The sequence below is a fragment of the Parabacteroides vesiculifaciens genome, from assembly GCF_049860805.1.
GTDB lineage: Bacteria > Bacteroidota > Bacteroidia > Bacteroidales > Tannerellaceae > Parabacteroides.
Map to the genome: position 1 here is coordinate 1,971,018 of NZ_CP187555.1, position 11,957 is coordinate 1,982,974.

Annotated in this window: 10 protein-coding genes; all 10 read left to right on the forward strand. The window is 52.1% G+C overall.

Annotation, left to right across the window (positions count from 1 at the left end; all coding sequences use genetic code 11):
• Positions 1–159 precede the first annotated feature (159 nt).
• Positions 160–1,800 carry a glycoside hydrolase gene (locus ACPYIV_RS08045; RefSeq protein ID WP_425886301.1) on the forward strand — a complete coding sequence of 547 codons (1,641 nt, stop codon included), beginning with the start codon at positions 160–162 and terminating at the stop codon, positions 1,798–1,800.
• A 307-nt stretch (positions 1,801–2,107) separates the two neighbouring features.
• A complete protein-coding gene (dapF, locus tag ACPYIV_RS08050) occupies positions 2,108–2,932 on the forward strand; it encodes a diaminopimelate epimerase (RefSeq protein WP_293733550.1) in 825 nt (274 codons plus the stop codon).
• A 26-nt stretch (positions 2,933–2,958) separates the two neighbouring features.
• Positions 2,959–4,188, forward strand: a complete 1,230-nt coding sequence (locus ACPYIV_RS08055) for an LL-diaminopimelate aminotransferase (protein ID WP_293733549.1) — start codon at positions 2,959–2,961, stop codon at positions 4,186–4,188.
• A 114-nt stretch (positions 4,189–4,302) separates the two neighbouring features.
• On the forward strand, positions 4,303–5,016 hold the full coding sequence (locus ACPYIV_RS08060; RefSeq protein ID WP_293733548.1) for a hypothetical protein: 714 nt from the start codon (positions 4,303–4,305) through the stop codon (positions 5,014–5,016).
• A gap of 186 nt (positions 5,017–5,202) precedes the next feature.
• Complete coding sequence (locus ACPYIV_RS08065; protein WP_293733547.1) at positions 5,203–5,559, forward strand: P-II family nitrogen regulator; 357 nt, start codon at positions 5,203–5,205, stop codon at positions 5,557–5,559.
• Between the two features lie 33 nt (positions 5,560–5,592).
• A complete protein-coding gene (locus tag ACPYIV_RS08070; protein ID WP_321781310.1) occupies positions 5,593–6,861 on the forward strand; it encodes an ammonium transporter in 1,269 nt (422 codons plus the stop codon).
• Between the two features lie 140 nt (positions 6,862–7,001).
• Positions 7,002–9,188 (forward strand): glutamine synthetase III, encoded by a 2,187-nt coding sequence (locus ACPYIV_RS08075; RefSeq protein WP_293733546.1) that lies wholly within the window; start codon positions 7,002–7,004, stop codon positions 9,186–9,188.
• 157 nt (positions 9,189–9,345) lie between these two features.
• Positions 9,346–9,606 carry a hypothetical protein gene (locus ACPYIV_RS08080; RefSeq protein WP_293740128.1) on the forward strand — a complete coding sequence of 87 codons (261 nt, stop codon included), beginning with the start codon at positions 9,346–9,348 and terminating at the stop codon, positions 9,604–9,606.
• Positions 9,585–9,914, forward strand: coding sequence for a type II toxin-antitoxin system RelE/ParE family toxin (locus ACPYIV_RS08085; RefSeq protein WP_293733544.1), 330 nt, complete (start codon positions 9,585–9,587; stop codon positions 9,912–9,914). The genes ACPYIV_RS08080 and ACPYIV_RS08085 overlap by 22 nt, the downstream gene beginning before the upstream one ends.
• A 6-nt stretch (positions 9,915–9,920) precedes the next feature.
• The gene (locus tag ACPYIV_RS08090; RefSeq protein ID WP_293733543.1) at positions 9,921–11,852 is read left to right on the forward strand and encodes an NAD(+) synthase; all 1,932 of its coding nucleotides are present in this window, start codon (positions 9,921–9,923) and stop codon (positions 11,850–11,852) included.
• Positions 11,853–11,957 lie beyond the last annotated feature (105 nt).

Below are 11,957 nucleotides of genomic sequence, written 5' to 3' on the forward strand. Positions count from 1 at the left end.
CATCTGTTGTATTTTTAATAGAAATGGGGCTGAAGCCTATATTTAACCGTCAGTTAAAACTGACATCAAGGGAGTTTGGGATGCTATGAGAACACCACTCCGACACTGACAGGCTATCCATCTAATTATAAACAACCATCTATTTAGACCCTATAAAGAATGAAGAAAATCTTATTGACCGCAGGCCTTGTCCTATTCGCATTGGGATCGACCTGCCTGGCGCAAAGTGCATATTTCAACGACAGCCAGGAATGGCTCCGGAAAGCGGAAGCCTGCCGCCCGGAACTGAGTTATCAAACCATAACGCCCGTAAAAGTCGTCCGCTCCGTCCAGGACACAAAAGCATTCCAGGGCTGGCGTATGGAAGACGCCGGACAACCGGAGATCCTTTTCAACGAGCCATTCAAAAAGCATCCTGCCATCACGCTGGATTTCGGTAACCATTATACCGGCTATCTCACCTTCTCCATCAAGCCGGACGGATTGAAAGCGGCCGATGCTCCTGTCCGCCTCAAATTCACCTTTGCAGAAGTGCCGGGCGAACTGAATACCCCGCTCGAACCGTATAAGGGCGGCCTGGCCCGCTCCTGGGTACAGGACGAAATCGTGACGATCACGAGCGTCCCCCACGAAATGACGATCCCGCGCCGTCTGGCAGGGCGTTACCTGAAAATCGAACTGTTAGGGATATCCGGCAGCTTCGACTTCGTGTTCGACAAGCTGACCTTCCGGGCACAAACCTCCGTCACCAACGAAACGCCGGCTTTGGCCTCCACCACCGATCCGCTTATACGGGACATATACCAAGTGGGTTTGAACACCCTGAAAGAATGTATGCAGACCGTCTACGAAGACGGCCCTAAGCGTGACCGCCGCCTGTGGATCGGCGACCTCTATCTCGAAGCATTGGCAAACGCCTATACGTTCAAGAACCATGAACTGACCAAGCATTGCCTGTATCTCTTGGCCGCCTTCGCCAACGACGAAGGTCTGCTTCATGCCACCCTGCTGGAAAAGCCCAAACCACATCCGCAATACGGCACGCATACGCTCGATTATTGCCTTATATATAATGTTGCCTTGCTCGAATACCTGAAAGAGACGGGCGATACGGAAACAGGCAACGACCTCTGGCCTGTCGTCGTCCGCCAGATAGAATTAGCTCTCCGCCAATTCTCACCGGAATGGATCTACGACATGGACAAAAAACCTCAATACTGGTTAGTGTTCGACTGGAAAGATGGCTACGACCGCCAGGCCTCCATGCAAGGCCTAACCATCTTCGCCCTCCAGCACAGCTACGAACTGGCCAAAATGTTAGGCAAAGAAAAAGAAGCCGGCGAATGGCTGACAACAGCCGCCAAGATGAAGAAAGCCGCCCGCCGGCACTTCTACGACAAGAAGCAGGGCGTGGTGGTCAGCGGCAAGGACAAGCAAGTCTCCTACCTGTCGCAAGTCTGGATGATCCTTTCCAACACGCTGGACAAAAAAGAAGGAGCCAAGGCGATGGCAACCGTCATGTCCATGCCCGACGCTTGCTATCCGGGTTGCCCCTACGCTTACCATTATGTCATAGAAGCCCTTCTAAAATGCGGTATGCAGCAGGACGCACGTAAATTGATCACCGATTACTGGGGTAGCATGGTAAAACGGGGAGCCGATACCTTCTGGGAGGTCTATGATCCGGACAACGACTACCTCTCTCCGTACGGTTTCTTTGTAATCAACAGTTATTGCCATGCCTGGAGCTGTACTCCAGTCTATTTCATTAACAAATATCCGGAGATATTCCAGAAATAGCCTCTTCCACACCCTCCTTTCCATTTCAAAAGTAGATGGCGCAAGCCGTGACGGGAACTTTTAACCCTAAAAGTACACGACGCAAGCCACGACGACTTTTCCCCAAAAGCAAACTTACAATAGCAAACACAAAACAGGCTATAACGTTACGAATTATAACAAAACTCATCCCTATCCGTAACAATTCATCACCAGCAACATATTTTCATACATTCAGATACTATTTACATACTTAATATACCAAAACGTCGTATATTTGTATCGCAATAAGACAAAAAGATATTTTAAACGAATTAATAGAAGTAAAATGACAGAACCAATCAGATTCACAAAGATGCACGGAGCCGGAAACGACTATATATACGTGAACGCAATGGCTTTTCCGGTCCGAAACCCGGAAAAACTTGCCATCAGGCTGAGCGCTCCGCATACCGGGATAGGATCGGACGGACTGGTTCTGATCGGTTCGTCGAAGATCGCCGACTTCAGTATGCGTATATTCAATGCGGACGGCTCCGAAGCCATGATGTGCGGAAATGCCTCCCGCTGTATCGGCAAATATGTGTACGACAAGAGGCTGACGGATAAAAAGACCGTTACGCTGGAAACATTATCCGGCATCAAGGAGTTACAACTGACAACCCGGCAACTTTCCGGTTCTCGCGAAGAGGTAACCGAAGTGACGGTCGACATGGGATGCCCGGTCGTGGGCGAAACAGCCCTCGAAATAGAAGCCGGAGGCAATTTTTATACAGGTACGGTCGTCTCGATGGGGAATCCGCACCTCGTTATTTTTGTTGAAGATATTACGAAGATAAATCTGCCGGTCATCGGACCTTTACTGGAATGCCATCCGTTGTTCCCGAACCGGACAAATGTCGAATTTGTCCAGGTATTAAGCCCGGACAAAGTTCGGATGCGGGTTTGGGAACGGGGCTCCGGCATTACGCAGGCCTGCGGAACCGGAGCCTGCGCGTCAGCCGTGGCAGCCTCAGTACGCGGGAAAACCGGACGGAAAACGAAAGTCGTCATGGATGGAGGCCCCCTCACCATCCGCTGGGACGAGAGTTCCGGACACGTCTACATGACCGGCGGAGCGGTGAAAGTATTCGAGGGGGAACTGGAAATATAAAACACAACACAAAACAATTGATTGATATGGCACTGATTAATGAACATTTCCTAAAGCTGCAAAACAATTACCTGTTCTCGGACATCGCTAAGAAGGTAAACAGTTTCAAGGTTACACATCCGAAAGAGAAGATCATCCGCATGGGGATCGGCGATGTGACACAACCGTTAGCCCCTGCCGTCATCGAAGCCATGCACAAGGCGGTTGATGAAATGGCAAGCAAGGATACATTTCACGGATACGGGCCCGAACAGGGCTATCCGTTCCTGATCGACGCCATCATCAAAAACGATTACGCCACCCGCGGCATCTTCCTCGAACCCGGCGAAGTGTTCGTCAGCGACGGCGCCAAGAGCGACTGCGGAAACATCGGCGATATGCTCCGCCACGACAACAGCATCGGAGTGACGGATCCGGTCTATCCCGTCTACATCGACTCGAACGTGATGAGCGGACGGACCGGCACGCTGGAGGACGGCAGATGGAGCGACGTGGTCTACATCCCCTGCACGGAAGCCAACAATTTCGTGCCCGACCTGCCCAGCCGCCGCGTAGACATCATCTACCTCTGCTACCCGAACAACCCGACCGGGACGACGCTTACGAAAGAGGAACTGAAGAAATGGGTGAACTACGCCCTTGCCAACGACTGCCTGATCATGTACGACTCGGCCTACGAGGCATACATCCAGGACCCCAATATCCCCCACTCCATCTACGAGATCAAGGGTGCGAAAAAGGTGGCGATCGAATTCCGCAGCTTCTCCAAGACAGCTGGTTTCACGGGGGTACGTTGCGGCTACACGGTCGTACCGAAGGAGTTGAACGCCTTTACCCTGGCAGGTGAACGGGTTCAGTTGAACCGGATGTGGAACCGCCGCCAGTGCACGAAGTTCAACGGTACGAGCTACATCACCCAGCGGGGCGCCGAAGCCGTCTACAGCCCGGAAGGGAAAGCGCAAATCAAGAAAACGATCGATTATTATATGACCAACGCCCGTATCATGCGGGAAAGCCTCCAGAGTTGCGGTCTGCGAGTGTACGGCGGAGAGAATGCCCCTTACATCTGGCTGAAGACACCAGACGGACTGTCCTCCTGGAAGTTCTTTGACAAGCTACTTTATGAAGTCAACATAGTAGGGACCCCCGGCGTGGGGTTCGGGCCCAGTGGTGAGGGTTTTCTCCGCCTCACCGCTTTCGGAGACAGAGACGACACTTTGGAAGCCATGGCCAGGCTGAAGAAGTGGTTGCTCTAAACTAACTGTCGATGCAAAAAGGGAGGGGAAACCGCGCAAACCTCTCCCTGCCAATCCTGCGAGCAAGGAATGCATTAGGCAAAGTGTTCAACGGTTATCAAAAGGAAAAATGAGATGAAAACAATTACTTTCAAGCGGACGGTCTTGTCCGCTACGGCTCTACTTATGTCCTTTTCGGTCTTTGCACAGGAAGAAAAGAAGTTTGAAATTGCGCCGGCTGCCGACCTCCTCAGCAGCTACGTATGGAGAGGAATGTACCAGACCGGTCCTTCCGTCCAACCCAGCCTCGGCATATCATACGGCGGGTTGTCTCTCACAGCGTGGGGCTCCACGGATTTCTCGACATCTTCGGATGAGTACAAAGCGAAGGAATTCGACCTCACATTCGGATACGGAATCAAAGGATTCAGCATCGCAGTCACCGACTACTGGTGGTCCGGCGAAGGCGCCCGATACGGACGCTACGGCACAGACCACTATTTCGAAGGAACGATCGGTTACAATTTCGGCGAAAGATTTCCCATGAACCTCACCTGGAGCACGATGTTCGCAGGCGGCGACAAGAACCCGGAGGATGGAAACCGTTACTACTCGTCCTATTTCGAAGCAGCCTACGACCTGAACGTCTGGGGCGTCAGTTTCACACCAGGTATCGGCATCTCCCCCTGGAAAAGCCAGTACAGCGACGGCTTCGGCCTGAACAGCATCTCACTGAAGGCAAGCAAGGAGATCAAGATCACAGACTCATTCTCGCTGCCAGTATTCACCCAGGTGGTCGCTGCTCCCGAACATGACGACGTGTTCATGGTATTCGGCGTGTCACTGTAGGACCGGCCCCGTAAAAAACAAGTTTAGGTTATCATAAAGAAAAAGGTCCGTATAGAAAAGCCCGTCCTGTTTATTGATTTTATAGAATGTTATACTGCAACCATCCCAGACTGAAGTGGCGGGCGTTCTATACACCTTTTCCGAAAGTATTAACCGGGTGAAATATCACCCTAACTCTTTAAGGTTATGAAAAAGATTGAAGCTATTATTCGCAAGACCAAGTTCGAGGAAGTGAAAGAAGCGCTTCTCGAAGCCGACATCGAATGGTTCTCGTACTACGACGTGAGAGGTGTCGGCAAAGCGCGTCAAGGGCGCATCTACCGTGGTGTCGTCTATGACACGAGTTACATCGAACGCACGCTGATCTCCATCGTCGTCCGCGACAAGAATGTGGAAAAGACCGTGCAAGCCATCATCAAAGCCGCCCAGACGGGCGAGATCGGCGACGGACGCATCTTTGTCATCCCGGTTGAAGACTCCATCCGTATCCGTACCGGCGAACGGGGCGACATCGCACTCTACAATGCCGAACAGGAGAGATGATTAGCCAATTAACAAATCAAACAATTATTTACAATGGATACTACATATACAATTACAGACTTAGTCCTATCGCTCGATACCGTGTGGATGCTGCTTGCAGCCATGTTAGTATTTTTCATGCAGCCGGGATTCGCCCTCGTAGAAGCCGGCTTTACCCGGACCAAGAACACGGCGAATATACTGATGAAGAACCTGCTCGATTTCATGTTAGGCTCGTTGCTGTTCTGGACCGTCGGCTTCGGCATCATGTTCGGTGCGGGCGGTTTCATCGGGATGCCCCATTTATTCAACCTGAATTTCTATCATTCGCAGCTGCCGGTCGAAGGATTCCTGATCTTCCAGACAGTGTTCTGCGCGACAGCCGCCACGATCGTCTCCGGTGCGATGGCGGAACGGACGAAATTCTCCATGTACCTCGCTTATACCATCCTGATCAGCGTGTTGATCTACCCTGTCAGCGGACACTGGACCTGGGGCGGAGGCTGGCTGATGAACGGCGAAGAGGGCAGTTTCATGATGAACACGTTCGGGACAACCTTTCATGACTTTGCCGGTTCCACGGTCGTCCACTCCGTAGGCGGATGGGTTGCCCTGGTGGGTGCAGCCATCATCGGCCCGCGTATCGGCAAATACGGGAAAGACAAAAGATCGCGTGCCATCCCCGGCCATAACCTGACGCTGGCTTGCCTCGGCGTGTTCATCCTGTGGTTCGGCTGGTTCGGGTTCAACCCCGGTTCACAGCTGGCGGCTTCAGGCGAAGGCAACCGCACGGCGATCTCTCATGTGTTCCTGACGACCAACCTGGCTGCCTGCGCCGGAGGTTTCCTCTCGCTGATCGTGGCCTGGTTCAAATATAAGAAACCTTCCCTTTCCCTGACGCTGAACGGTGTGTTGGCAGGCTTAGTCGGCATTACCGCCGGTTGCGACTTGGTGTCTCCGGCCGGAGCTGTGATCATCGGGGCTGTCTGCGGTACGGTGATGATCTATGCCGTCGATTTTATCGACCACGTCCTGAAGATCGACGATCCGGTCGGTGCCTCTTCCGTACACGGTGTCTGCGGATGCCTCGGCACGATCCTGACGGGATTGTTCGCCACGGAGGAAGGACTCTTTTATTGCGGAAACGCTAATTTCCTGCTGGCACAACTGTTCGGAGCGGTTGTTGTCGGTTGCTGGGCGGCAGGAATGGGATTCGCAGTGTTCAAAGGGCTTGACATCGTTCACGGACTCCGCGTTCCGGCACGTGTCGAAGAAGAAGGTCTGGACATCTACGAGCATGGTGAAACGGCTTACAATGGCTAAACAGACTTTTCGCTTATCTTCAAAAACCTTCTTTGACGGTAATCAAACAGCCTCTTTGAAGATAAGCAAACGACCTGTTCTGCGGTAAAAGAAACAGCCACAGGCATATGGGCAAATTATCACATTAAATCATTATATCTATGTCAAAGTTAAGATTCAGAGTAGTAGAGACAGCCTTCAAGAAACGGGCTGCAGAAGTACCGGCTCCGGCCGAACGTCCCTCCGACTATTTCGGACAGAACGTGTTCAACCGGGCAAAGATGTTCAAATACCTTCCCGAAAAAGCGTACGAACGGATCACGGACTGCATCGACAACGGCACTCCCCTCGACCGCGAAACAGCCGACGCAGTAGCCGCCGGCATGAAGAAGTGGGCGGTCGAAATGGGTGCCACCCACTACACACACTGGTTCCATCCGCTGACCGAAGGAACGGCCGAGAAGCACGATGCTTTCGTCGAACACGACGGCAAGGGCGGCATGGTCGAAGAGTTCTCCGGCAAGCTACTGATCCAGCAGGAGCCGGATGCATCCAGCTTCCCGAACGGAGGTATACGAAACACGTTCGAGGCTCGCGGTTATTCCGCCTGGGACCCTTCCTCTCCCGCCTTTATCGTAGGCGACACGCTCTGCATCCCGACCGTCTTCATCGCCTATACCGGTGAATCGCTGGACTACAAGGCTCCGCTGCTGAAAGCTCTCGAGGCCGTGAACAAGGCGGCCGTCGACGTTTGCCACTACTTCAACCCGGATGTAAAAAAGGTCTATGCCTACCTGGGTTGGGAACAGGAATACTTCCTGGTCGACGAAGGCTTGTATGCCGCACGTCCCGACTTGCTCCTGACAGGCCGCACGTTGATGGGCCACGAAAGTTCAAAGAACCAGCAGCTGGAAGACCACTACTTCGGCGCTATCCCGACCCGCGTCATGGAGTTTATGAAGGATCTGGAGATGGAATCCCTCAAGCTGGGTATCCCGGTGAAAACCCGTCACAACGAAGTTGCCCCGAACCAGTTCGAGCTGGCTCCCATCTTCGAGGAATGCAACCTGGCGAACGACCATAACCTGCTCGTGATGGCTCTGATGCGTAAGATCAGCCGTAAGCACGGCTTCCGTGTCCTGCTGCATGAAAAGCCGTTCAAGGGTGTCAACGGTTCAGGCAAGCATAACAACTGGTCATTGGGTACCGACACCGGCATCCTGCTGATGGCTCCGGGCAAGACACCGGAAGAAAACCTCCGCTTCATCACCTTCATCGTGAATGTCCTGATGGCCGTTTACCGTCATAACGGATTGCTGAAAGCCAGCATCTCGAGTGCCACCAACGCCCACCGCTTAGGAGCCAACGAAGCGCCTCCCGCAATCATCTCCAGCTTCCTCGGCACACAGATTTCACAGGTCCTGGAACACCTCGAAAAGAGCGAACCGGAAGACCTGATGCTGGCAGGCAAGCAGGGTATGAAGCTCGACATCTCGCGCATCCCTGAACTGTTTATCGACAATACGGACCGTAACCGTACCTCTCCTTTCGCCTTCACCGGCAACCGTTTCGAGTTCCGTGCCGTAGGTTCCGAAGCCAACTGTGCTTCCGCCATGCTCGCCCTCAACGCTGCCGTAGCCGAACAGTTGAAACTCTTCAAGACCGAAGTGGATACCAAGATTGCCGACGGCAAGGAAGTATTCGCCGCCATCCTCGAAGTGCTCCGCAAGGACATCAAGGAATGCAAGGCCATCCATTTCGACGGCAACGGTTACAGCGACGAATGGAAAGCCGAAGCTGCCCGCCGTGGCTTAGACTGCGAGACAAGTGTGCCGGTGATCTTCGACAACTACCTGAAAGAAAGCAGCGTCCGGATGTTCGAATCCACCGGTGTCATGACACGTAAAGAGTTGGAAGCCCGTAACGAAGTCAAATGGGAAACTTATACGAAGAAAATCCAGATCGAAGCCCGCGTACTCGGCGACCTGGCGATGAACCACATCATCCCGACCGCCACCAGATACCAGACTTCCCTGATCGACAACGTCTACAAGATGAGAGACCTTTTCCCTGCCGATAAGTCTTCCGTCCTTTCGTCCCGCAACCTGGAGATCATCGAGGACATCGCCAACCGCACCAACTTTATCAAAGAGAAGGTCGACGAGATGGTTGAAGCCCGCAAGGTAGCCAACAAGATCGGGAGCGAACGCGAAAAGGCAATCGCCTACCACGACAACATCGTTCCGATGCTGGAAGCCATCCGCTACCACATCGACAAGCTGGAACTGGTTGTCGACGACCAGATCTGGACATTGCCGAAATACAGGGAACTATTATTTATCAGATAAATCCGAAAAGGTATTCAGACAATAGTTTTTTGTTGATTGTTTTGTGTTTGCAAGGGGAGCATACTGTGAAGTATGGCTCCCCTTCTTTTTTAATCCAAAGGAATTGCATACCTTTGGAGCATAATTCAATAAGAAAGGAGTTTACATCATGACGGCAATGGAATTACAACAATGGAAACAGAACTTCATACGCGATTATCTGGACGAGATAGACAGTCTGGAAATGATGGAGAAACTGGAAAAGTTCGCCAAACGGATACTGAATAAAAAGCCAGTAGTTCTATCTCCGCTCGCTTTCAATATAGAGGAAGCAAATGCAGAAATCGATATTGCTGAAAAAGAGCTAAGCGAAGGTAAAGGTATCAAAGAAACAGAAATGCATCAATTCTTTGAAGGATGGAGAAAGAATTTGAAATAATCTGGGCACCACGTGCACAAGAACAAGCTAATTTAGCCATCACCTATTGCCTGACACAATTTGGGAGAACTATCGCTCGTAGATTTGTAAACAAGCTCGAAAAAGATAATTTACGTATCAAAAATAATCCTTTTATCGGAGTTGTGGAACCAGCCTTTGCAAATAGGACGAAGCAATATCGTTCTTTGATTGAAGGATACTACAAAATTATTTATACCATAGAAAATGATCATCTGATACAAGTCGTTTTATTATGGGATTGCCGTCAAGACCCCGACAAACTCGAACAATCTATAAGACAAATATAAACGAATATGAACTACGGATTTGTAAAAGTTGCCGCCGCCGTACCGTATGTACAGGTAGCGGATTGTTTTTATAATATAGAACAGATAGAAGGGCTGATGCGGCGGGCATCGGAAGAAGGCGTACAGTTGATGGCTTTCCCGGAGCTATCCGTCACCGCCTACACCTGTCTCGACCTGTTCGCCCAGCAAACATTATTGGACAATGCAGAAAAAGCACTGCTCCAACTGGCCGGCAACACGGCGGACCTCAATATATTGGCCATCGTCGGCGTTCCCCTCCGGACGGAGAACCGGCTTATCAATGCGGCTGTAGCTTTTCAGAAAGGCAACATTTTGGGAGTCGTCCCCAAGACCTACCTGCCCAACTATAAAGAGTTTCAGGAACAACGCTGGTTCACCTCCGCCACCGAACTGCAAAAGTCCACAATCGAAATCGGCGGCCTGGAGTACCCGCTCGGCAACCACCTGCTGTTCAATTCGGGACAACTCTCGGTCGGCATCGAGATATGCGAAGACCTTTGGGTTCCCGTTCCGCCCAGTTCGCTATTGGCGATGGAGGGAGCCAACATCATCTTCAACCTGTCTGCCAGCAACGAGCTGATCGGCAAACATAACTACCTGCGTTCCCTGATCGTCCAGCAATCCGCCCGCTGCATGGCCGGCTATGTCTATGCCTCCTCCGGCTTCGGCGAATCGAGCACCGACCTGGTCTTTGCCGGTAACGGGATCATTGCCGAAAACGGGAACCTACTTGCCGAATCCCCCCGCTTCACGATGGAAGAACAACTCATCATCAGCGAGATCGATATAGAGACATTGCAAAACGACCGTCTGGTAAACACCAGTTTCATGTACGGAGCACCCGGCATACTGAAGGAAAAGGCACAGGTTGTAGACTTCCAAGTCCGGGTTCCAGACGGATTCAGCCTGACGCGTCCGGTCGATCCGCATCCGTTCACCCCTTCCGGCGATGCGCTGAAGGAACGTTGCGAAGAAATATTCCACATACAGGTAGCGGGCCTCGCAAAACGGCTCGTCCATGCGCATGCCCAAACGGCTGTCGTCGGTATTTCGGGCGGCCTGGACTCAACGCTGGCCTTGCTCGTCACCGTCATGACCTTCGACGTCCTGAAGATGCCACGCGAGCAAATCATCGGTATCACGATGCCCGGATTCGGCACGACCGACCGTACCTATACCAACGCCTGCGACCTCATCCGTTCCCTCGGTGTCACCCTGAAAGAAATTTCGATTAAGGAGGCCTGTCTGCAACATTTCCGCGACATCGACCACGATCCGTCCGTCCACGACGTGACCTACGAAAACAGCCAGGCACGCGAGCGCACTCAATTGCTGATGGATGTCGCCAACCAAATGAACGGCCTCGTCATCGGCACAGGCGACCTCTCCGAACTGGCACTCGGCTGGGCAACCTACAACGGCGACCATATGTCGATGTACGGCGTGAACGGCAGCATCCCGAAAACATTGGTAAGATATTTAGTCGAATGGGTTGCCAACAACAAGGTGGACCATGCGTCTCGCCTCACCCTTCTGGATATTGTCGATACCCCGATCAGCCCCGAACTGATCCCGGCAGACGAGAACGGCAATATCAAACAAAAGACAGAGGACCTGGTCGGCCCGTACGAACTGCACGACTTCTTCCTCTACCATTTCTTGCGTTTCGGTTCCCATCCGTCCAAAATCTTTTTCCTGGCGCAGAAAGCCTTCACAGGCGTCTACGACAAGGCCACGATCAAGAAATGGCTCTACACCTTCTTTCGCCGCTTCTTCCAGCAGCAATTCAAACGCAGTTGCCTGCCGGACGGCCCCAAAGTCGGTTCCGTCAGCCTCTCGCCACGTGGAGACTGGCGTATGCCGAGCGATGCGGTATCGCGGCTCTGGCTGGAAGAGATAGAACGAATCAAGATCTAACTGCAACCCATAGCATTCGCTCTCGCTATGCTATGGGTTAGCCACTATCTTTAAATTCGCATGAAGGAAGATCATAGTGAGCCGGTCCCACAAAAAAAGGCTACC